This window comes from Rathayibacter sp. AC451 (assembly GCF_979253095.1).
This window is the reverse complement of sequence record NZ_CEEDBD010000001.1, coordinates 733,195-753,995: the sequence shown is the minus strand read 5'-3', so window position 1 is coordinate 753,995 and position 20,801 is coordinate 733,195. Positions and strand designations below refer to the sequence as shown.

Sequence of the window (20,801 nt, the reverse complement as noted above, 5' to 3'; positions counted from 1 at the left end):
CGTAACACGCCGGAAACAGAGGGGACACGGCAGGGACACACCCTGTCACTAACCTGGGACGGCTGCGCTCCGCAGTCACCCGTTACGCCATTGGAGACCTTTGCATGTTTAAAGATTCTTCCGAGGTGCTCAAGTTCATCAAGGACACGGACGTCAAGTTCCTCGACATCCGGTTCACCGATCTCCCCGGTGTCCAGCAGCACTTCAACATCCCCGCCTCGACTGTCGACGAGGAGTTCTTCTCCGTCGGCCAGCTCTTCGACGGGTCCTCGATCCGCGGATTCGCGAACATCCACGAATCGGACATGCAGCTGATCCCCGACGTGACCACCGCCTACGTGGACCCGTTCCGCGTCGAGCGCACGCTGATCCTGGTCTTCGACATCTACAACCCGCGCAACGGGGAGATCTACTCGAAGGACCCCCGCCAGGTCGCCAAGAAGGCCGAGAAGTACCTCGCCTCGACCGGCATCGCCGACACCGCGTTCTTCGCCCCCGAGGCGGAGTTCTACATCTTCGACGACGTCCGCTACGAGATCACGCAGAACTCGGCCTTCCACTCGGTGGACTCGGTCGAGGGCGCCTGGAACTCGGGACGCGTCGAGGAGGGCGGCAACCTCGGCAACAAGACGCCCTACAAGGGCGGCTACTTCCCCGTGAGCCCCGTCGACAAGCAGGCCGACCTGCGCGACGACATCTGCCTCAAGCTCATCGACGCCGGTCTCATCCTCGAGCGCTCGCACCACGAGGTGGGCACGGGCGGCCAGGCCGAGATCAACTACCGCTTCGACACCATGGTGCACGCGGCGGACGACATCCTGAAGTTCAAGTACATCGTGAAGAACACGGCCGAGCAGTGGGGCAAGACCGCCACGTTCATGCCGAAGCCGCTCTTCGGCGACAACGGGTCGGGCATGCACACCCACCAGTCGCTGTGGAACGACGGCACGCCGCTCTTCTACGACGAGAACGGCTACGGCGGACTCTCGGACCTCGCCCGCTGGTACATCGGAGGCCTGCTCAAGCACGCTCCGGCCGTGCTGGCGTTCACGAACCCGACCGTCAACTCGTACCACCGCCTGATCCCGGGCTTCGAGGCTCCGGTCAACCTGGTCTACTCGGCCGGCAACCGCTCCGCGTCGATCCGCATCCCGATCACGGGCACCAACCCCAAGGCCAAGCGCATCGAGTTCCGTGCGCCCGACGCCTCGGGCAACCCGTACCTCGCGTTCGCCGCGCAGCTCATGGCGGGCCTCGACGGCATCAAGAACCGCATCGAGCCGCACGAGCCGGTCGACAAGGACCTCTACGAGCTGCCCCCCGAGGAGGCGAAGCTCATCCCGCAGGTCCCCGCGACCCTCGGCGAGGCGCTCGACGCTCTCGAGGCCGACCACGACTTCCTCCTCCAGGGCGGCGTGTTCACGCAGGAGCTCATCGACACCTGGATCGAGTACAAGCGCGAGAAGGAGATCAAGCCGCTCGCGCAGCGCCCGCACCCCTTCGAGTTCGAGCTCTACTACGGCGTCTGATCCGTCGAGGCCCGGTCCGATCAGGACGGGTCCGACCGGATCGCAGAGGGCCGCTCTCCTTCGGGAGGGCGGCCCTCCGTCGTTGCACGAGGGCGCGCTCGGCCGCGGCGGTCGCCGGTCAGCGCGTCGTCGGCTCGCCGTCGGCGGGCCCGTAGAAGCAGCGCTCGAAGACCGCGCGTGCGCGGCGCGTGACGCCGAGGTAGTCGTCCTCGAGCTGCGTGGCCGATCCGGCCGGGTACTCGAGCAGTCGGGCGACGCCCTCGAGCTGCATCCGATCCGTCGGCAGGACGTCGCTCGTCCGGTTCGACCACAGCGTCATGGCGGAGCGGACCCGGGAGGAGAGGAGCCACGCTGCGCGCAGACGCTCGGCGTCGGTGGGCGTCAGCAGCTCGGCCTGCTCCGCGACCTGCAGGGCGGTGAGCGTCGAGGTGGTCCGCAACTCCGGGATCGTGTGCGCGTGCTCGAGCTGCAGGAGCTGCACGAGCCACTCGACGTCGCTGAGCGAGCCGCGGCCGAGCTTGAGGTGGCGTCTCGGGTCCGCGCCCTGGGGCAGACGCTCGTTCTCGACGCGGGCCTTGATCCGCTTCACCTCGCGGATGTCGCGGTCGGAGACCTCGGCGGGATAGCGCACGCCGTCGGCGAGAGCGGCGAAGTCGGCGATCAGGGGCGCATCACCGGCCACTCCGCGAGCGCGGAGCAGCGCCTGCGCCTCCCAGGTCAGGGACCAGCGGGCGTAGTAGGCGCGGTAGGAGTCCAGAGAGCGCACCAGAGGCCCGTTCTTGCCCTCGGGGCGCAGATCGGCGTCGAGGTCGAGCGGCAGCCGGGAGTCCTCGGTCAGGCGCACGAGCTCGGCGACCAGGTGCTGCGCGTAGAGCTGGGCGTCCCGCGGCTCACCCGAGCCCGGGCGCTGGACGTAGACGACATCGGCGTCCGAGCCGAAACCGAGTTCCGCTCCCCCGTAGCGACCCATGCCGATCACGGCGAACTGGAGGTCGGAGCCCGGTCGATGGGCGCTCGAGCGCCGCACGGCCGCGAGGACTCCGCTCAGCAGAGCCGAGATGATGTCGGTCAGGCTGCGGGCGATCTCCTCGATCGTGCTCAGACCCAGCACTCCCCCGATCGCGGTGCGCAGCACTTCGCGCCGGCGCATCGCGCGCAGCACGGCGGCGACCGCCTCGGGGGTGTCGTGACGGGCCAGGACGGCGCGCACCTCCTCGTTCAGCTGCGCGGCCGTCCGGGGACGGAGATCGTCGTCGTCCTCGAGCCAGGCGGCCGACTCCGGGATCCGGTCGAGCAGCTCCCCGACGTAGCGGGAGCCGGACAGCACCGTCGTCAGCCGCTTCGCCGCGCCGGAGGAGTCGCGCAGCATGCGCAGAAACCACGGCGTGCCGCCGAGGGTGTCGCTGAGCCGGCGGAACGCGAGGAGTCCGTAGTCGGGGTCGGCGCCGTCGGCGAACCACTGGAGCATCACCGGCACGAGGTGCCGCTGGATGCTCGCGCGCCGCGACACTCCCGAGGTCATGGCGGCGATGTGCCCGAGGGCGCCCCGGGCGTCGGTGAAGCCGATGGCCGCGAGGCGCGCCTCGGCCTGACCGGTCGAGAGCTCCGCTCCTCCTTCGGGCAGCGAGGCGACCGCCGACAGCAGCGGACGGTAGAAGAGGCGTTCGTGCAGCCCGCGCACGCGGTGCTTGATCCCGTTCCACACGACGAGCAGCTCCTCGGCCGAACGGGCGAGCCCGGTCGATCGCGCGAGGGTCCGCAGCTCGTGCTCGTCGCGGGGCATGAGGTGGGTGCGGCGGAGCCGGCGCAGCTGGAGCCGGTGCTCGAGCAGGCGCAGTGCTCGGTAGTCCTTCGAGAACTCGTCCGCCGCCGATCGCCCGATGTAGCCCCGGTCGGCGAGCGCGCCCAGGGCGAGCAGCGTGCCCGGCATGTGGATCTCGTCGTCCGTCTGGCCGTGCACGAGCTGGAGGAGCTGCACCGTGAACTCGATGTCACGCAGCCCGCCCGGGCCGAGCTTGATCTGGTAATGCACGTCGTTCTGCGGGATGTGTTCGGTGACCCGCTCGCGCATCCGCTGCACGGATTCGACGAAGTTCTCGCGCGAGGCGCTCGACCAGACCTTCGGAGCGACGGCGTCGACGTACGCCTGCCCGAGCCGCGCATCGCCGGCGAGCGGCCTCGCCTTCAGCAGGGCCTGGAACTCCCAGCTCTTGGCCCACCGGTCGTAATAGGTGACGTGCGACTCGAGCGTGCGGACGAGGGCGCCCTGCTTTCCCTCCGGACGCAGGTTCGGGTCCACCTCCCACAGCTCCGGCTCGAGCGCCAGGGCGGACGTGCCGCGCATTAGCAGGACCGCGAGGCGCGTCGCGACGTCGATCGCCCGGGCGTTCGAGAGCTCGCGCTCCGGATCCCCCTCGGCGACGAAGATCACGTCGACGTCGCTCACGTAGTTGAGCTCGGAGGCGCCCGCCTTGCCCATGCCGATGACGGCGAGCCTCGTCGCCGCGACCTCGTCCCGCGTGAACCGCCCCGGGCCGATGCCGGCGACCAGGTCGGCCCGCGCGACGGCCAGGGACGCCTCGAGCGCGGCGCCCGCGAGGTCGGCCAGCGTGCGGGTCACCCGGTCGATCGCCGTGACGGGGTCGGCCTGCGTGAGGTCGTGCACCACGATGCGGGTGAGCAGCCGGCGGTAGCGCACGCGCAGCGCCGTCCATCCCGCTTCCTCCCCGAGTGCGGCGAAGCCGTCGACGGCTCCGACGGAGTCGAGCATGTCGTCGCGCAGCTCCGCCCGGCCGGGCAGCGAGAGCACCGGATCGAGGAGGCTCGCAAGCTCGTCCGGACGCCGCTGCAGGAAGTCCGCGATGCCGGAGGACGCCCCCGTGACCTTCAGGAGCCGCGTGAGCGCGTCGTCGTCCGCCAGGACGGCGTCCATCCGATCGCGGTGACTGCGCAGCAGATCGATGAGCGCCAGCAGCGCTGCATCCGGATCGGCGACCGAGGCGAAGGCCGGCACGACCGATCCCAGCGAACGGCCCGCGAGCTGCTCCGCCTCGGCGATGCGCGCCCCGGTCTCGCCGAGTTCGGCGAAACCGAGGCGCGCGATGTCACTGAGAGTGCGTTCGCGGGCCATGGGGCGAGAGGATCAGAGCATCTCGAGGTTGCTGCGCAGCTCGTACGGAGTGACCTGGGCGCGGTACTCGGCCCAGTCCTTCCGCTTGTTGAGCAGCACGAAGTTGAAGACCTGCTCCCCGAGCGTCTCGGCGACCAGCTCCGACTCCTCCATCAGCGAGATCGCGCGGTCCAGGCTCGCGGGCAACGGGCTGTAGCCCAGCGCGCGGCGCTCGGCGTCGGTCAGCGACCACACGTTGTCCTCGGCCTCGGCCGGGAGCTCGTAGCCCTCCTCGATGCCCTTGAGCCCTGCGGCCAGGAGCAGCGAGTACGCGAGGTACGGGTTCGCCGCCGAATCGAGCGCGCGGTACTCGATGCGCGAGGACTGGCCCTTGTTGGGCTTGTACAGCGGCACCCGCACGAGTGCGGAGCGGTTGTTGTGGCCCCACGAGACGTAGCTCGGCGCCTCGTCGCCGCCCCAGAGCCGCTTGTAGGAGTTCACGAACTGGTTCGTGACGGCGGTGATCTCGGGCGCGTGCTTCAGCAGGCCGGCGATGAACTGGCGGCCGAGCTTGGAGAGCTGGTACTGCGCGCCCTGCTCGTAGAAGACGTTGACGTCGCCCTCGAACAGCGAGAGGTGCGTGTGCATGCCGGATCCGGGGTGGCCCGAGAGCGGCTTGGGCATGAAGGTCGCGTAGACGCCCTGCTCGATCGCCACCTCCTTGATGACCGTGCGGAACGTCATGATGTTGTCGGCCGTGGTGAGCGCGTCGGCGTAGCGGAGGTCGATCTCGTTCTGACCGGGCCCGGCCTCGTGGTGGCTGAACTCGACCGAGATGCCGAGATCCTCGAGCATGCGGACGGAACGGCGGCGGAAGTCGTGCGCCGTGCCTCCCGGGACGTTGTCGAAGTACCCGGCGGAGTCGACGGGCTCGGGCCCCTCGGCGCCGAACGTCGACGACTTCAGCAGGTAGAACTCGATCTCGGGGTGCGTGTAGAACGTGAACCCGCGCTCGGCGGCCTTGGCGAGCGTCCGCTTGAGGACGTTGCGCGGGTCGGCGACGGCCGGCTGACCGTCGGGCGTCGTGATGTCGCAGAACATCCGGGCCGTGGGGTCGATCTCACCGCGCCACGGGAGGATCTGGAACGTCGACGGATCCGGATGCGCGAGCACGTCCGCCTCGAAGGAGCGGGTGAGGCCCTCGATCGCCGAGCCGTCGAAGCCCAGGCCCTCGGCGAACGCCCCTTCGACCTCCGCCGGCGCGATCGCGACCGACTTCAGCGTGCCGACGACGTCGGTGAACCAGAGGCGAACGAATTTGATCCCTCGCTCTTCAATGGTGCGAAGAACGAAGTCCCTTTGCTTGTCCATCGAGGCCCTTCCTGCTCGTCCCTAAGGCTAGCGGCTCCGCCGACCGCCGACGGCGGCCCGCCCGGTGCCGCCCGGACCGCCGCCCGTAGACTGGGTCCATGTCAGCGCAGCCCGTGAAACGCGTTCGAACCCGCCACTTCCAGACCGCGAAGGACTCGGGTGTGCGCATCACGGGTCTGACGAGCTACGACCAGCTCACCGCGCGGATCTTCGACGAGGCGGGGATCGACTTCCTCCTCGTGGGAGACTCCGCCGGCAACAACGTGCTGGGCTACGACACGACGCTCCCCGTCACCGTCGACGAGCTCATCCCCTTCGCCAGGGCGGTCGCCGGAGCCGTCGAGCGGGCCTTCGTGGTCGCGGACATGCCCTTCGGCTCCTACGAGTCCGGTCCGGACGACGCGCTGCACACCGCCTTCCGCTTCATGAAGGAGACGCACGCGCACGCCGTGAAGCTCGAGGGCGGGGTGCGCTCCGCGGAGCAGATCCGCCGGATCGTCGACGCGGGCATACCGGTCATGGCGCACGTCGGCTTCACTCCTCAGAGCGAGCACGGCCTCGGCGGCCACATCGTCCAGGGCCGCGGCGAGGGTCTCGAGCAGCTCCTCGCGGACGCCCGCGCCGTCCAGGAGGCGGGCGCCTTCGCGGTCGTGCTCGAGATGGTGCCCAGCGAAGCCGCGCGCCGGGTCACCGAGGAGCTGCGCATCCCGACGATCGGCGTCGGAGCCGGCCCCCACGTGGACGGCCAGCTGCTCGTGTGGACCGACTTCGCCGGCTTCACCACCGGTCGCGTCCCCCGCTTCGTCAAGCAGTACGCGGACCTGCGCGGGGTGCTGACCGGGGCCGTCACGGCGTACCGCGAGGACGTGGAGTCGGGCGAGTACCCGGCCCCCGAGCACAGCTACGAGTAGAAGGCCGTCAGCGGTCCTCGGCCGCTTCCTCCTCGGCCCACCTGCGGCTGTTCTCCCGGAGCCGCTCGGGCGCCGCCGCCGCCTCCTCGCGCGAGGCGAAGGGGCCGACGCGGTCCACGGACGGGGACTGGAACCCCTGCTCCACCGCACCGGTCTTGGAGTTGTACCACCAGGAGGTCTCGTCGCCGTCAGCCATGGGGCCGATCCTACGCTCGGGCACCGGGGAGCTGCTCCTCGCGCTTCGCTAGCATGACCGGTATGACTGCTTCGACGACCGCCATCGGCATCGACATCGGGGGAACCGGGATCAAGGGGGCGTTCGTCGACCTCGACGCGGGAGCGCTCCTCAGCGACCGCGTGAAGCTCGCGACGCCCGAGGGCGGACGACCGAAGGACATCATCGCGGTCGTCACCCAGATCATCGACGCGCTCCCCGACGTGGCCGCCGACACTCCCGTGGGCATCTGCTTCCCGGCCGCCGTCGTGCACGGGCGCACGATGTCGGCCGCGAACGTCTCGGACGAGTGGATCGGCCTCGAGGCCGAGAAGCTGTTCGAGGACGCGATCGGACGCGACATCTTCTTCGTCAACGACGCGGATGCCGCGGGCTATGCGGAGGCGCGCTTCGGCGCCGCGAAGGACAAGCCGGGACTCGTCCTCATGACCACGCTGGGCACCGGCATCGGAACCGCGCAGATCTACAACGGCGTGCTGATCCCGAACGCCGAGCTCGGCCACCTCGAGATCCACGGCGGCGACTACGAGAAGAAGGCGTCGTTCGCCGCGAAGGAGCGCGAGGACCTCGACTACAAGCAGTGGGCGAAGCGGCTCCAGCGCTACTACTCCCACCTCGAGGCCCTGCTGTGGCCCGACCTGATCATCGTGGGAGGCGGGATCTCGAAGCACTACAAGGAGTTCCTGCCTCTGCTGGACCTGCGGACCCCGATCGTCCCGGCCGAGCTGCGCAACAACGCGGGGATCCTCGGCGCCGCCGCCCTCGCGGGTGGAGGGGTCCACTCCTGAGCACCCCGTCCTGAACCACGAGGACCCCGCAGCGTCGAACGCTGCGGGGTCCTCGTGCGAAGGGGCCGGCTGATACGCCGGGTTCTGTTCACGCCGCGCCTCTCGGCGGGCGCTGGACGGCCATCTCTCTCGGAGCCGTGTCGCCACGGCCCTCCAGCGGTCTACCCGAGGACCCGACGAGCAGCCGCATCGTCCTCTGTCTGACCTTGCTCCGGGCGAGGTTTACCGAGCGGACCGGATCACTCCGGCCCCTGGTGGTCTCTTACACCACCGTTTCACCCTTACCGCGGGCCGGAGCCCGTGGCGGTCTGTTCTCTGTGGCACTGTCTCGCGGGTCACCCCGGGTGGGTGTTGCCCACCGCCCTGCTCTGCGGAGCCCGGACGTTCCTCGGCGCCGGAGCTCTCGCCCCGGCGACGCGGCCGTCTTGCCGACCCGTTCGCCCGTCCAGTGTAGGACGGTGCTCAGGCGAGCGTCGACTCGTCCCCTCGGACGAGGACGGCGCCGCTGTCGGGGCAGAGGACGACCTCGTCCGGAGCGCTGGCGCGGATCCAGGAGAGGTCCGACTCGGTGAGGGCGACTCCGCTGCCCTCGGACACCTTGCCGCGCAGGAGCGCCGCGCCGACGCCGTAGCGCGCCCGCTGCTTCTCGTAGAGCTCGACCAGGTCGGACGGGATCGTCTCGACCAGCGAGGCGCGATCGCGAGCGAGCGACTCCTGCTTGCCGGCGAGCTTCTCGGCCAGGGCCGCCTTCTCGTCGGCGAGGGTGTCCAGGGCCGCGACGACCTCGTCGCGCTCGGCCCGGGCGGTCGCCACCTCGGCGTCGATGCCCTCGATGCGCTCCATCAGGGTCAGCTCGATCTCCTCCAGGTCGCCGCGGCGCTTGAGCAGCGATGCGATCTCGCCCTCGAGGGCCGCGATGTCCTTCGCGGAGGAGGAGACCTGCAGTCGCTCCCGGTCGCGGGCGAGCCGCTTCTCGACGACGCTCACATCGGACTCGATGCGTCCGAGCTCCGTACGGGCGTCCTCGAGGCGTCCGAGCCGCTCGGCGAGGGTGCGCCGGGTCTGGTCGTTGCGCGCCTGCATGGCCTGGATCTTCGCGATCTGCGGCAGCGTGGCGACGGCGTGGCGCAGCTGGGCTGCTCGCGTGTCGAGCGTCTGCAGGGTCAGTAGCTCGCGCTGGTCGGCGGGGCTGGCTTTCACGTCGCGGTCCTCGTTCCCGGCACAGGGGTCGTCGTGCCGCGTCCATTCTCGCGTGTCGAGCGCCGCTCAGTGGACGATCGCGAAATCCCAGGGATCGGTGCGGGTCTCGCTCACGTCGACGGCGAGCGTCGGCAGCGCCCGGCGGAGCGCCTCGGCGGCCACGTCCAGCCAGAGCCACTCGCTCGCCCAGTGCGAGACGTCCAGCAGCGCGGGGCCGGTGCCGTGCAGGGCCTTCTCGCGCGCCTCCGAGGCCGGGTGGTGCCGGAGGTCGGCCGTGATGTACACGTCGCTCGTGCGGACGCCGGGGGCGTCGAGGAGGGAGTCCCCCGCTCCCCCGCAGAGCGAGACTCGGCGGACCGGCGTGTCGTAGAGCCCGGCCGCGCGCACTCCTCCGGCCGTGGCGGGGAGCAGATCCGCCACCGCGGAGGCGAGACGGCCCAGCGTCACCTCCTCGGGCAGGTCGCCGACGCGACCGAGCCCGACCTCCGGATCGGCGCCGGGCACGATCGGCGTGGTCCCCGTGAGGCCGAGGCGGGAGGCGATGACGTCCGAGACCCCGTCCGCCACGATGTCCGCGTTCGTGTGCGCCGACACCAGCGCGCAGCCTCCGCGGATCAGGTCGGCGAGCAGGCGGCCCTTGTAGCCGTCCTCGGCGATGGAGGTCACCCCGCGCAGGAGCAGGGGGTGGTGCGCCACGAGGAGCTGGTACCCGCCGTCGACGCCCTCCTGCACGGTGTCCGAGACGACGTCCACGGTGAGGAGGATGCGCTCGATCGACGAGTCGGGGTCGCCTGTGACGAGACCGGGTGCGTCCCAGCTCTCGGCGGCGGCCTCTGGCCAGAGTCGGTCGATGACGGCGTGGACGTCGCGCAGGGAGGGCATGCCACAAGGCTAGGGTGCGGAGCGGTCGGGCCGCGTCAGTGCGCGTGGTCGGATTCGACCGCTCGGATGGCGGCGTCCGACACGGATGCGTCGTCGTCGAGGTCCGCCGCGAGGTAGTCCTCGGACTCCGGCAGCCGGACGGTGATGCCCCCGTACTGCTCCACCTCGAGGGCGCCGTGCAGACCGGAGGCCGCGAGGACGTGGCCGCCCACCGTCCCGGTGGTGTCGACGAAGTGGGTGTGCAGCCCCGCGACGCTGATGCCCTGGAACGGCTTGGGCGCGACGAAGCCGACCAGCGTGCCCTCGACGGACTCCAGGTGCAGCTCCCGCTGGTCGTGCATGGCGTCGGCGAGGCGCAGGTAGGGCTTCGTCTGCGCGATCGGCTGGCGTAGCGTCAGCCGATCGAAGCGTCCCCGCACGCGGACGCCCAGGAACACGTTGTGGCTGGCGACCAGGCCGCGCACCGCCGCGAGCAGGGCGTCGAGCGACGGGACATCGTGCAGCGGCACCACGACGTCGGCGCGGAAGTGCGAGACCTCGACGAAGGCGACGCGGTCGTCGGGCTCGAGCACCAGGACCGACCCGTCCCCGCGGAACAGCCGGTGGACGCCGTCGAGGACGACGAGCTCCCCGTCCATCCGATCGCCGCAGCCCAGGCCGAAGTCGCCCGCGAGATCGACCTCGGAGCGGGACACGACGCCGTCGAAGAGACCGGCCAGCAGAGCGTCGACCAGGGAGAACTGCGTGATGAGGCCGCGAGAGGCGGTCGATGCGGGCATGCCCACAGTCTGGCGGAGCGGGACGCGGTGCCCTCACCCCCTGTTCGTGCCGGCGACGGCCTGAGCTCCGGAGGGGGAGCGGATCATCGAGAAGTCTCGGTGATCCGCCGCGATGGCTTCAACGCAGAAGAGCCGCCCCGGAGGGCGGCTCTTCTGTCTCGGTGGATCCGAGGGGATTCGAACCCCTGACCCCCTGCATGCCATGCAGGTGCGCTACCAGCTGCGCCACGGACCCGTTCGTCTTGCCTGTTCTGTTCCCTCCGCCCGGCGGAAGCAACTCGAATAATCTACAACACGAAGTGCGTCAGACGAAATCGAGAGCCGCCACCGGGCGTGTTCCTCAACTGGAGGCGGTCGAGGACTCCGCCACGACGGGCTGGTCGAGGGTGAACGGAACCGTCGGGCAGTCCTTCCAGAGGCGCTCGAGGGAGTAGTACATGCGGTCCTCCTCGTGGAAGACGTGGACGACGAGGTCGCCGAAGTCGATCAGGATCCAGCGGCCCTCCGAGCGGCCCTCGCGGCGCAGGGGCTTCCGCCCGGAGGCGATCAGCCGATCCTCGACCTCGTTGGCGATCGCGACGACGTTGCGCTCGGAGCGCCCGGTCACGAGCAGGAAGATGTCGACGAGCGGCAGCGGACCGGACACGTCGAGCGCGACCAGGTCCTCCCCGCCCTTGGAGTCGGCGGCGGTGGCCGCGATGTCGAGCAGGGCGCGGGCGGAATCGGTCGCAGTCATGAAGCCTTCAGTGTCGGGAGAGCGGATCAGAAGATGTTGAGGACGAAGCCGCCGATGAACAGCGCGATGGAGGCCACGAGGAGCACGGCCGCCGTGATGGCGAGCACCACGGGAGCGCTGATGCCGCGCTTCTTCTGCGGCGCGATCATGGCGGTGCCGGCGGCGTGCGTCGAGACGGCGCTCGACGCCCGGACGGGCTCGGAGTCGGCAGCGGGCTGCTCGCGGTCGATGCGGTCGACGTAGCGGTCCACATCGGGCGAGTCGTAGAGGTTGGGGTGCTGACCCGTCGAGCCGAGGCTGCGCGGGAGCTCGAAGGTGCCGGTGACGATCACCTCGCCGGTGTCGGCGCGGCCCTCGACGACGGCGCCCGCACCCGTGGTGGGCAGGATCAACGCGTTGGTGGTCGTGACCGCGCCCGTCGAGGCGACTCCGCGGGCGATGAGCTCGTCGAAAGAGGCGTCGACCTCCTCCTTGGACTTGCTGTCGAGCTCCTCGGTGATGGCGAGGTGCTCGATCGGCGGCTGGAAGCTGCCCGTGATCTCGGTCGCCTTCTCCTCGCCGAGGTCGATCGAGCCGCCGACGGTGGCGAAGAGGGCGGTGTTGAGCTTCGGCTCGACAGGCCGCGGCTCCTCATCGGAGTCGTCGACCGCGGGCAGTGCCGCGGCCCGATCGACGGCTCCTTCGATGTCGGACGACTCGACGTCGGACGACTCGACGCCGGACGGCTCGACGGCGGACGACTCACCGGGGGTGGAAGCGCGGGACTGCTCGCCCTCCCCCGGGCCGTCGTCAGCAGCGGACGGCTCGTCAGCGGCGGCTGGCCCGGAGCCGGCCGGGACGTCGACGGCGGGCGCGGCGGCGAGCTTCTCGGCCTGCTGCTGGGCGTGCAGGGCACGCAGCTCGCGCCGGGTCAGGCTCGAGCGCTCGACGCCCTCCGGCAGGACGACCTCGAGGGCCGAGGTGCGGAGGTCGGGCTCGCGGGCGGGCTCGGCCTCGGGGGCGGCGATCCGCAGGGTCTGCGTGGGAGTGAGCACGGGCATGTCGCCCGCGGCGGTCACGGAGGCGGTGGCGGCTCGACGCGATGTCGTCGGCGCCGCTGCAGCGGGGGCGACCCCGGCCTCGCGGCGTTCGCGCTCGCGGATCTCGCGCCGGGTGAGCGGCTTCTCCTCGGGCTGGACTGTCATGGCGTGCTCCGATACAGGTGGTGCTTCGAGATGTACTGGACGACACCGTCGGGAACCAGGTACCAGACCGGATGACCCCGGTTCACGCGGCTCCGACAATCCGTCGAGGAAATCGCTAGCGCCGGAATTTCCAACAAGGATACGTCCTGCGCCGGCAATCCCGAAACGTTGAGCACATGGCCGGGCCGGCTCACCGCGACGAAGTGCGCGAGCTCCCAGAGCTCGTCGTAGTCCTTCCAGCTCAGGATCTGCGCGACGGCGTCGGCTCCGGTGATGAAGAAGAGCTCGGCGTCCGGGTGCGCGGCGTGGATGTCGCGCAGGGTGTCGATCGTGTACGTCGTCCCGATCCGGTCGACGTCGACCCGGCTCACCGTGAACCTCGGATTGGAGGCCGTGGCGATCACCGTCATGAGGTACCGGTGCTCGGCCGAGGTGACCGTCTTCTTGTGCCACGGCTGACCGGTGGGCACGAAGACCACCTCGTCGAGGTCGAACGACTGGGCGACCTCGGAGGCCGCCACGAGGTGCCCGTGGTGGATCGGGTCGAACGTTCCGCCCATCACGCCGATGCGGGGACGCCGGGGGTCTCCGCTGGCGGCGGACGTCACGAGCGCGGGGCCTCCGGACTAGTGGCCGTGGCCGTGCTGGTCGGCCTGCCCGGTGGTCTTGTGCGAGTGCCGGTTGGCGACGTCGCGGTAGCTCCACGTCACGAAGCCGAGACCGACGAACGCGACGGCGGCGATGAGGCCGAACACGATCGACGGGAACGGCAGCTCGACGTGGGTCGATGCTTCTGCCAGGACGGTCGTCACCAGGGACATTCGGTGCTCCTTGAAGTTCGGGGTGCCCGCGCGGGCGCTGTCGAGTCTACCCGGACGCCACTCGGGCTAGGCGCGGACCTGACCGGCCCCGCGCAGGAGCCACTTCGTGCTCGTCAGCTCGGGCAGTCCCATGGGACCGCGGGCGTGGAGCTTCTGGGTCGAGATCCCGACCTCGGCGCCGAAGCCGAACTCGCCGCCGTCGGTGAAGCGGGTCGACGCGTTGACCATGACGACGGCGGAGTCGACCTCCGCGAGGAAGCGCTCGGCGCTCGCGAGGTCGTTGGTGACGATGGACTCGGTGTGGTGCGTCGAGTAGCGGGCGATGTGCTCCATCGCCGCGTCCAGGTCGTCGACGATCGCGACCGCGATGTCGAGAGAGTAGTACTCGGCCGACCAGTCCTCCTCGGTCGCGGCGACCGCCCCCGGATGCAGGGCCACGACCCGCTCGTCGCCGTGCACAGTGACCCCGGCGCGCTCGAGGCGTCCGAGCACCGCAGGGAGGAGCCGCTCGGCGGCGTCCCGGTGCACCAGCAGGGTCTCGAGGGCGTTGCAGGTGCTCGGGCGCTGGGTCTTCGCGTTGTGCACGATGTCGACGGCCCACTGCTCGTCGGCGGAGGCGTCGAGGAAGACGTGGACCACTCCGGCGCCCGTCTCGATGACCGGGACCGTGGACTCCGTGACGACGGACTCGATCAGCCCTGCGCTGCCCCGCGGCACCAGGACGTCGACGTAGCCGCGCGCGCGCATCAGCGCCTTCGCGCCCTCGCGACCGTGGTCGTCGACCGTCTGCACGAGCTCGCGCGGCAGTCCGACCGAGGCGATCGCCTCCTGCAGCAGCTCGACGAGGACGCGGTTGGTGTTCTCTGCGGCCGTTCCGCCCCGGAGGATCACCGCGTTGCCGCTCTTCAGGGCGAGGGCCGCGATGTCGATGGTCACGTTCGGCCGGGCCTCGTAGATCGCCCCGACGACGCCGAACGGCACGCGGACCTGCGTCAGCGAGGCGCCGTTGGGCAGGGCGGACCCGCGCACGGTCTGGCCGACGGGGTCGACGAGCCCCGCGACGGCGACGACCGCATCGGCGAGGGATCCGAGCCGCGCCTCGTCCAGGCGCAGCCTGTCCTGCAGGCCGGTGCTCATGCCGTTCTCGCGACCGTTCGCGAGGTCGAGCGCGTTGGCGGGGACGATTCGCGCCGCCCCCTCGCGGACGGCGTCCGCGATCGCGAGGAGCGCGCGGTTCTTGAGGTCGGTCGTGGCGCTGCGGAGGGAGCGGGAGGCGGCGCGGGACGCGGCGAAGCGGTCGGTCAGCGCGGTGCGGTCGAGGGTCGTCTGCGGCATCCGCACAGTGTAGTGCGGGTGGGAGGCGGACGGACGGGGCCCCGGCACCCTGGTGGGTGCCGGGGCCCGAGGTCAGTCCTCGCGGTCGGGTTCGACGCCGTCCTCCTCGTCGGAGACGCGCCACACCCCGCCCTGGCGCTCCCGCTCGAGCTCGGCCCGGGCCGCGGCCTTGGCGTCCATCCGCTCGAAGTACTCGTCGCGGCGCTCGTTGCGCGTCTTGCGCTGGTTCTCGTCGAGCCGCATGTCGGTCCCGCGGGGGGCCGTCATCAGCTCGGCTGTCGAGGTGAGCGTCGGCTCCCAGTCGAAGACGACTCCGTCGCCCCTGCCGATCACGACGGTGGAGCCCGCGACGGCGCCCGCTGCGAACAGGCCGTTCTCGACGCCGAGCTTGGCGAGCCGGTCGGCCAGGAACCCGACGGCCTCGTCGTTCGTGAAGTCGGTCTGGGCGACCCAGCGCACCGGCTTCGTGCCGAGGACGCGGTAGACGTTGCCGTACGAGCCGCCCTCGACGCGGATCTCGAAGTCCTTCTCGTCGACCGCGCGCGGACGGATGGTGATGCGCTCGACCTGGGGCGCGGCGGCGAGCTCCGCCCGGTGCTGCTCGACGATCTCGGCCAGGGCGAACGTCAGCTGGCGCAGCCCTGCGTGGCTGACCGTGGAGATCTCGAAGACGCGGTAGCCGCGGGCCTCGAGGTCGGCTCGGACGAAAGCGGCGAGCTCCTGGGCCTCGGGGACGTCGACCTTGTTCAGGGCGACGAGCTGGGGGCGCTCGAGCAGCGGGACCTGGCCCTCGCCGACCGGGTAGGCCGCGAGCTCGCCGAGGATGATGTCGAGGTCGGTGAGCGGGTCGCGACCGGGCTCGAGCGTGGCGCAGTCGAGGACGTGCACGAGGGCCGTGCACCGCTCGACGTGCCGGAGGAACTCGAGGCCGAGCCCCTTGCCCTCGCTGGCGCCCTCGATGAGGCCGGGGACGTCGGCGACGGTGTACCGCGACTCCCCCGCCTGCACGACGCCCAGGTTGGGCGCGAGAGTGGTGAAGGGGTAGTCGGCGATCTTGGGCTTCGCGGCCGAGATCGCGGCGACGAGACTCGACTTGCCCGCGGAGGGGAAGCCGACCAGTGCCACGTCGGCGACGGTCTTCAGCTCGAGGACGATGTCGCCCTCCCAGCCGGGGGTGCCGAGCAGCGCGAATCCGGGGGCCTTGCGCTTCGTCGTCGCGAGCGAGGCGTTGCCGAGACCGCCCTGACCGCCGGGGGCGATCACGAACCGCAGTCCGGGCTCGTCCATGTCGATGAGCTGCTCGCCCTCGGGGGACTTCACGACGGTTCCCACGGGCACCGGCAGTTCGAGGAGGTCGCCGTTGCCGCCCGCGCGGTGATCGCCCATGCCGGGACCGCCGTTCGGCGAGGACTGGTGCGGGTGGCGGTGGTAGGCGAGGAGCGTCGTGACCTGCGGGTCGGCGACGAGGACGATGTCGCCGCCGTGACCGCCGTTGCCTCCGTCGGGGCCGGCGAGCGGCTTGAACTTCTCGCGGCGGACGGAGACGCAGCCGTTCCCGCCGTGGCCGGCACGCAGGTGCAGCGTGACGTTGTCGACGAAGGTGACCATGGTTGTTCTGTCCGTCCGATCGGGAGTGGAGGCGCCGGTGGGACCGTGCGCCGGGTGCCGAGCAGCGAGTGCCGCTGCAACGCGCAAGGGGCGAGCCGAAGCCCGCCCCTTGCGTCCTGTGCCTGCTCGGCCGAGGAGGCCGACCCTACTGGGCGGCCGCCACGATGTTGACGACCTTGCGGCCGCCCTTGGTGCCGAACTCGACCGCTCCGGCCGACAGGGCGAACAGGGTGTCGTCGCCACCGCGTCCGACGTTCGCGCCGGGGTGGAAGTGGGTGCCGCGCTGGCGGACGATGATCTCGCCTGCGTTCACGACCTGACCGCCGAAGCGCTTGACGCCGAGACGCTGCGCGTTCGAGTCACGACCGTTGCGAGTGGAGCTCGCGCCCTTCTTGTGTGCCATTTCTCATCTCCTCGAGACCGGGGGGCCGCAGCCCCGTGCTGATGATCCGCGGTGCGATGGCTCGCCCCGCGGTCAGCGGTTACTTGATGCCAGTGACCTTCACGCGCGTGAGCTCCTGACGGTGCCCCTGGCGCTTCTTGTAGCCGGTCTTGTTCTTGAACTTCTGGATGACGATCTTCGGGCCGCGGAGCTCTTCGAGCACCTCCGCGGTGACCGAGACCTTCTCGAGCGCCGAGGCGTCCGAGGTGATCGAGTCGCCGTCGACGAGCAGCACGGCAGCCAGCTGCACGGTGCCGTTCTCGTCGGCCTTGACGCGGTCCATCGTCACGATGGTGCCGACCTCGACCTTCTCCTGCCGACCGCCGGCGCGCACAACTGCGTAAACCACTTCTCGTACCTGTTTTCTCGTCTGGGCGGGGCAGTGCTCGTGGAGCGGATGCTCGTCAGCACTGCGCCGACCGGGGCTTGTATGGACGGGGCGGGGCCCCGTTTCTTTCCCGTCTCCCACACCGAACGAGGGAACCGGTACCGCGTCCCGCTCTCCGTGAGGAGTCGGACGACGACGGAAATCTGCGTGAGCGCATGGTTCGCGCCACACCAACGGTCAAGAGTACGGGATGGGAGGTCGGCGGTCAAACGGACACTCGGGTGAGCGCGTGTCCGCGGGGTCCGTGCTCCTGCGAGCCCGGCGTCCACGATCCGACGACCCCGTCACGATAGTGGACAGCGCGTCGGCCGGGGCGCAGGCGCGCCGCCTACGATCGACGGATGACGATCCTCCTGGATGCGGCGCGGTGGCCGGCCCACGACACGTTCTGGGCGCATCTCGTCAGCGACGAGTCGCTCGAGGAGCTCCACGCGTTCGCGCGTCGGAACGGAGTGCCGGAGCGCAGCTTCGACCTCGACCACTACGACGTGCCCGAGGAGCGGCGGGCCGAGCTGATCGCGGCCGGCGCGACCCCCGTCGCAGCCCGCGAGCTCGTCGAGCGGCTCCGGAGCAGCGGACTGCGAGTGAAGGGCCGGGACCGCGAGACCGAGAGGGCCCGGCGCCGGCTCTCGCCGGGCACCGGGCCCCGATGACGTCGTCCGCGCGAGCTACTGCTGCTCGGCGCGGCGCGGAGTCTGCTCCGGGATGACCGCGACACCCGTCAGGGCTGCCGTGGTCACCCGGCGGCTCTTGGCACGACCCTGACCCGGCTCCTTCGGTGCGGGGAGCGCGTCGAGCACGGAGTCGAGCAGGTGCTCGGCGACCTCACTGCGGACACGACGGCCCGCGGCCGCCGGGGCGGGCGGGATCGGGATGTCGAGGATCGGCACGACCGGCGCCTCGACCGCGGTCGGAGCTGCCGCCTCGGCCGACGGTGCCTCAGCGGGCGCGTCGGCGCTCTCCTGGCGCGGCTCGCGGTCGCGTCCCCTGCGGCGGCGCTCGCCCCGGGCGGGACGCTCCGACCGTCGCGAGGACTCGCGGGGAGCGGACTGCTCGGACGGCTCCGACTCCGGTGCCGACGCCTCGACGAGCGCCGACTCGGCGGAGGCCTCATCGACCAGCGCTGCAGCCTCCTCCGCCGCCTGGCGGACGTTCGCCGGGTGGATGGTGCTCGCCGCGATCTGCGCGAGGGCGTTCTTGGCGTCGTCGGTGATGGCGTGGGTGCTGACGGGCTTCGCAGCGGCGCCCTGGCCGTTCTGTCCGTTCGACCCCGAGGAGCCGTTCTGACGGGGCGAGCCGCCGGGTGCGCCCTCCCCGAGCGGCCGCCACGGCGGCGCTCCTGCTGCGGTGCGGCGGTGGAGCGGTGCTTGACCACGGGATCGTGCTGCACGATCACTCCGCGACCGGCGCAGACCTCGCAGTTCTCGCTGAAGGTCTCGAGCAGGCCGAGACCGAGCTTCTTGCGGGTCATCTGCACGAGACCGAGCGAGGTGACCTCGGCCACTTGGTGCTTGGTGCGGTCGCGGCTGAGGCACTCGACCAGACGGCGCAGCACGAGGTCGCGGTTGGACTCGAGGACCATGTCGATGAAGTCGACGACGATGATGCCGCCGATGTCGCGCAGCCGGAGCTGGCGCACGATCTCCTCGGCGGCCTCGAGGTTGTTCTTGGTGACCGTCTCCTCGAGGTTTCCGCCGGAGCCGACGAACTTGCCGGTGTTGACGTCCACGACCGTCATGGCCTCGGTGCGGTCGATGACCAGCGAGCCGCCGCTGGGCAGCCACACCTTGCGCTCGAGCGCCTTCTCGATCTGCTCGGTGATGCGGAACTCGTCGAAGGCGTCCTGCTCGCCGGAGTAGACCTCGACCCGCTCGAGCAGGTCGGGGGCGACCTGGCTGAGGTAGAGCTCGATGGTCTCGCGGGCGTCGTCCCCGGCGATGACCATCTTCTCGAAGTCCTCGTTGAAGACGTCGCGGACGATCTTGATCAGCAGATCGGGCTCGCTGTGCAGGAGCGCCGGCGCCTGTCCCGTCGCGGCCTTCTCGCTGAGCGCCGTCCACTGCGCGGTGAGGCGCTCGACGTCGACGGTCAGCTGCTCCTCGGTGGCGCCCTCGGCCGCCGTGCGCACGATGACGCCGACGTTCTCGGGGAGGACCTCCTTGAGGATCTTCTTCAGGCGCGCGCGCTCGGTGTCGGGGAGCTTGCGCGAGATGCCGTTCATCGAGCCGTTGGGCACGTACACGAGGTAGCGGCCCGGGAGCGAGATCTGGCTCGTGAGGCGGGCGCCCTTGTGGCCGACGGGGTCCTTCGTGACCTGGACGAGGACGCGGTCGCCGGGCTTGAGGGCCAGCTCGATGCGACGGGGGCCGCCGGGGTTCGCCGCGGCGTCCCAGTCGACCTCACCGGAGTAGAGGACGGCGTTGCGTCCGCGTCCGATGTCCACGAACGCCGCCTCCATGCTCGGGAGGACGTTCTGCACGCGGCCGAGGTAGACGTTGCCGATCAGGGACGCCTCCTGCGAGCGGGCGACGTAGTGCTCGGCGAGGACGCCGTCCTCGAGCACGCCGATGCGGATGCTGTCCTGCTTCGAGCGGACGACCATCACGCGATCGACGGCCTCGCGGCGGGCGAGGAACTCGGACTCGGTGACGACTGTGCGGCGTCGGCCGGCGTCGCGGCCGTCGCGGCGACGCTGCTTCTTGGCCTCGAGACGGGTGGAGCCCTTGATGCGCTGGGGCTCGGTGATGAGCTCGGGCTCGCGCTGCTCCCGCTGCTCGCGGGGCTGACGGACCCGGACGACGGTGTTCTCGGGGTCGTCCGACCCTCCACGGTCGCTCTCGCCGCTGCGACGGCGCGAGCGCCGCCGGACGGAGCCCTGCTCCTCGGCCGGCGCCTCGCGCTCCTCCCTGACCCCGAGCGGCGCTCCGCGCGGAGGGAGAGGGGCCAGCTCGACGTAGTCGGGCAGGTCGGGAGCCTGGAACAGGAGCGACGTGCTCGGCAGCGCGGGACGCGCCGGGCGCGACTCCTCCTGCGCGGCGGGAGTGACGGGGAGGGCGTTGAAGAACGCCGGTCCCTGCGCCTCGCTCGTCGCCTCGTCGTGCGTCTCCTGGCCGGTCGTGTCGGTCTCGTCGGTATCGATGATCGTTCCCCCTGTCGCTGGCGCGCTCGACTCGGTCCGCCGGGTCGCCCGGCGGCCACCGAAGAGGCGGCTGATCTTCTTGGCCCCGCTGCGGGGCTCGTCGCGGTCCGGATCGGATCCGCTCGAACTCTTGTCTTCCACCATTACTGGTGCACTCCTCGGCCGGGTCGTCCGCCGCGCCTTCCTACCCGGATCTCTCCTCGTGCGAGGGGCCGCCTGGGGCCCGTCGCGAATCCTTCCGCTCCCCCGGTCCGGTCGCTCACGTGGCGCAGGACTCTGGGTGCAGCTTCACTCTCGGAACTGACTATCCGACACGTGCTCCGTCTCGCTGCGACCGTCGGTCG

18 protein-coding genes, 1 tRNA gene, 1 other RNA gene and 1 pseudogene are annotated in these 20,801 nt (G+C 70.8%); 4 read left to right on the top strand and 17 right to left on the bottom strand.

The genetic code is table 11. From position 1 onward, the window contains the following. Positions 1-104: 104 nt before the first annotated feature. Positions 105-1,529, top strand: a complete 1,425-nt coding sequence (gene glnA / locus AC0CID_RS03560) for a type I glutamate--ammonia ligase (RefSeq protein ID WP_055792314.1) — start codon at positions 105-107, stop codon at positions 1,527-1,529. 118 nt (positions 1,530-1,647) lie between these two features. Here the strand turns inward: glnA and AC0CID_RS03555 are convergent, their stop codons facing one another. Together AC0CID_RS03555 and AC0CID_RS03550 are read right to left on the bottom strand one after the other, a co-directional pair. Next, entirely contained in the window at positions 1,648-4,659 is a 3,012-nt protein-coding gene (locus AC0CID_RS03555) for a bifunctional [glutamine synthetase] adenylyltransferase/[glutamine synthetase]-adenylyl-L-tyrosine phosphorylase (RefSeq protein WP_465225799.1), read from the bottom strand. 12 nt (positions 4,660-4,671) lie between these two features. Continuing rightward, positions 4,672-6,009: a glutamine synthetase family protein gene (locus tag AC0CID_RS03550; RefSeq protein WP_055792319.1), complete on the bottom strand. Its 1,338-nt coding sequence runs from the start codon at positions 6,007-6,009 to the stop codon at positions 4,672-4,674. A gap of 98 nt (positions 6,010-6,107) precedes the next feature. Here AC0CID_RS03550 and panB point away from each other — a divergent pair, with 98 nt between their 5' ends. Next, the gene (gene panB / locus AC0CID_RS03545; RefSeq protein WP_465225798.1) at positions 6,108-6,920 is read left to right on the top strand and encodes a 3-methyl-2-oxobutanoate hydroxymethyltransferase; all 813 of its coding nucleotides are present in this window, start codon (positions 6,108-6,110) and stop codon (positions 6,918-6,920) included. A 7-nt stretch (positions 6,921-6,927) separates the two neighbouring features. Here the strand turns inward: panB and AC0CID_RS03540 are convergent, their stop codons facing one another. After that, the gene (locus AC0CID_RS03540; RefSeq protein WP_465225797.1) at positions 6,928-7,116 is read right to left on the bottom strand and encodes an SPOR domain-containing protein; all 189 of its coding nucleotides are present in this window, start codon (positions 7,114-7,116) and stop codon (positions 6,928-6,930) included. A gap of 62 nt (positions 7,117-7,178) precedes the next feature. Here AC0CID_RS03540 and ppgK point away from each other — a divergent pair, with 62 nt between their 5' ends. Further along, positions 7,179-7,943 (top strand): polyphosphate--glucose phosphotransferase, encoded by a 765-nt coding sequence (gene ppgK, locus AC0CID_RS03535; RefSeq protein ID WP_207406396.1) that lies wholly within the window; start codon positions 7,179-7,181, stop codon positions 7,941-7,943. Between the two features lie 57 nt (positions 7,944-8,000). Here the strand turns inward: ppgK and rnpB are convergent. From rnpB to rplU, 13 genes are all read right to left on the bottom strand, one after another. Next, positions 8,001-8,379: RNase P RNA component class A (gene rnpB / locus AC0CID_RS03530), an RNA gene on the bottom strand. Positions 8,380-8,405: 26 nt separating this feature from the next. Continuing rightward, the gene (locus AC0CID_RS03525) at positions 8,406-9,143 is read right to left on the bottom strand and encodes a zinc ribbon domain-containing protein (RefSeq protein ID WP_207406398.1); all 738 of its coding nucleotides are present in this window, start codon (positions 9,141-9,143) and stop codon (positions 8,406-8,408) included. Positions 9,144-9,209: 66 nt separating this feature from the next. After that, a complete protein-coding gene (locus AC0CID_RS03520) occupies positions 9,210-10,025 on the bottom strand; it encodes a Nif3-like dinuclear metal center hexameric protein (protein WP_207406408.1) in 816 nt (271 codons plus the stop codon). Between the two features lie 35 nt (positions 10,026-10,060). Then, positions 10,061-10,804, bottom strand: a complete 744-nt coding sequence (locus AC0CID_RS03515; protein ID WP_207406409.1) for an acetolactate decarboxylase — start codon at positions 10,802-10,804, stop codon at positions 10,061-10,063. Between the two features lie 162 nt (positions 10,805-10,966). After that, positions 10,967-11,039 (bottom strand) — tRNA-Ala (locus AC0CID_RS03510). A 105-nt stretch (positions 11,040-11,144) separates the two neighbouring features. Continuing rightward, entirely contained in the window at positions 11,145-11,540 is a 396-nt protein-coding gene (rsfS, locus tag AC0CID_RS03505; protein WP_207406412.1) for a ribosome silencing factor, read from the bottom strand. A gap of 26 nt (positions 11,541-11,566) precedes the next feature. After that, a complete protein-coding gene (locus AC0CID_RS03500; RefSeq protein ID WP_465225796.1) occupies positions 11,567-12,724 on the bottom strand; it encodes a hypothetical protein in 1,158 nt (385 codons plus the stop codon). Further along, a complete protein-coding gene (nadD, locus tag AC0CID_RS03495; RefSeq protein ID WP_207406415.1) occupies positions 12,721-13,332 on the bottom strand; it encodes a nicotinate-nucleotide adenylyltransferase in 612 nt (203 codons plus the stop codon). The genes AC0CID_RS03500 and nadD overlap by 4 nt, the downstream gene beginning before the upstream one ends. Before the next feature lie 18 nt (positions 13,333-13,350). Next, positions 13,351-13,545, bottom strand: coding sequence for a hypothetical protein (locus AC0CID_RS03490; RefSeq protein WP_207406416.1), 195 nt, complete (start codon positions 13,543-13,545; stop codon positions 13,351-13,353). 66 nt (positions 13,546-13,611) lie between these two features. Continuing rightward, positions 13,612-14,880: a glutamate-5-semialdehyde dehydrogenase gene (locus AC0CID_RS03485; RefSeq protein ID WP_465225795.1), complete on the bottom strand. Its 1,269-nt coding sequence runs from the start codon at positions 14,878-14,880 to the stop codon at positions 13,612-13,614. 72 nt (positions 14,881-14,952) lie between these two features. Beyond that, positions 14,953-16,488: a GTPase ObgE gene (gene obgE / locus AC0CID_RS03480; protein ID WP_207406418.1), complete on the bottom strand. Its 1,536-nt coding sequence runs from the start codon at positions 16,486-16,488 to the stop codon at positions 14,953-14,955. Positions 16,489-16,633: 145 nt separating this feature from the next. After that, positions 16,634-16,891, bottom strand: coding sequence for a 50S ribosomal protein L27 (gene rpmA / locus AC0CID_RS03475; RefSeq protein ID WP_055792356.1), 258 nt, complete (start codon positions 16,889-16,891; stop codon positions 16,634-16,636). A gap of 79 nt (positions 16,892-16,970) precedes the next feature. Further along, complete coding sequence (rplU, locus tag AC0CID_RS03470; RefSeq protein ID WP_077223659.1) at positions 16,971-17,279, bottom strand: 50S ribosomal protein L21; 309 nt, start codon at positions 17,277-17,279, stop codon at positions 16,971-16,973. 380 nt (positions 17,280-17,659) lie between these two features. Between rplU and AC0CID_RS03465 the strand changes: the two genes are divergently transcribed. Next, positions 17,660-17,971 carry a DUF4031 domain-containing protein gene (locus tag AC0CID_RS03465; protein ID WP_207406419.1) on the top strand — a complete coding sequence of 104 codons (312 nt, stop codon included), beginning with the start codon at positions 17,660-17,662 and terminating at the stop codon, positions 17,969-17,971. 15 nt (positions 17,972-17,986) lie between these two features. On the opposite strand, the pseudogene AC0CID_RS03460 reads toward AC0CID_RS03465, so the two are convergent. Further along, positions 17,987-20,601, bottom strand: a pseudogene (locus tag AC0CID_RS03460) (Rne/Rng family ribonuclease). Positions 20,602-20,801 lie beyond the last annotated feature (200 nt).

Bases quoted from the DNA above. Each gene is read 5' to 3' on its own strand.
- glnA (WP_055792314.1), top strand. From the start codon at position 105: ATGTTTAAAGATTCTTCCGAGGTGCTCAAGTTCATCAAGGACACGGAC.
- AC0CID_RS03555 (WP_465225799.1), bottom strand. From the start codon at position 4,659: ATGGCCCGCGAACGCACTCTCAGTGACATCGCGCGCCTCGGTTTCGCC.
- AC0CID_RS03550 (WP_055792319.1), bottom strand. From the start codon at position 6,009: ATGGACAAGCAAAGGGACTTCGTTCTTCGCACCATTGAAGAGCGAGGG.
- panB (WP_465225798.1), top strand. From the start codon at position 6,108: ATGTCAGCGCAGCCCGTGAAACGCGTTCGAACCCGCCACTTCCAGACC.
- AC0CID_RS03540 (WP_465225797.1), bottom strand. From the start codon at position 7,116: ATGGCTGACGGCGACGAGACCTCCTGGTGGTACAACTCCAAGACCGGT.
- ppgK (WP_207406396.1), top strand. From the start codon at position 7,179: ATGACTGCTTCGACGACCGCCATCGGCATCGACATCGGGGGAACCGGG.
- AC0CID_RS03520 (WP_207406408.1), bottom strand. From the start codon at position 10,025: ATGCCCTCCCTGCGCGACGTCCACGCCGTCATCGACCGACTCTGGCCA.
- AC0CID_RS03515 (WP_207406409.1), bottom strand. From the start codon at position 10,804: ATGCCCGCATCGACCGCCTCTCGCGGCCTCATCACGCAGTTCTCCCTG.
- rsfS (WP_207406412.1), bottom strand. From the start codon at position 11,540: ATGACTGCGACCGATTCCGCCCGCGCCCTGCTCGACATCGCGGCCACC.
- AC0CID_RS03500 (WP_465225796.1), bottom strand. From the start codon at position 12,724: ATGACAGTCCAGCCCGAGGAGAAGCCGCTCACCCGGCGCGAGATCCGC.
- AC0CID_RS03490 (WP_207406416.1), bottom strand. From the start codon at position 13,545: ATGTCCCTGGTGACGACCGTCCTGGCAGAAGCATCGACCCACGTCGAG.
- AC0CID_RS03485 (WP_465225795.1), bottom strand. From the start codon at position 14,880: ATGCCGCAGACGACCCTCGACCGCACCGCGCTGACCGACCGCTTCGCC.
- obgE (WP_207406418.1), bottom strand. From the start codon at position 16,488: ATGGTCACCTTCGTCGACAACGTCACGCTGCACCTGCGTGCCGGCCAC.
- rpmA (WP_055792356.1), bottom strand. From the start codon at position 16,891: ATGGCACACAAGAAGGGCGCGAGCTCCACTCGCAACGGTCGTGACTCG.
- AC0CID_RS03465 (WP_207406419.1), top strand. From the start codon at position 17,660: ATGACGATCCTCCTGGATGCGGCGCGGTGGCCGGCCCACGACACGTTC.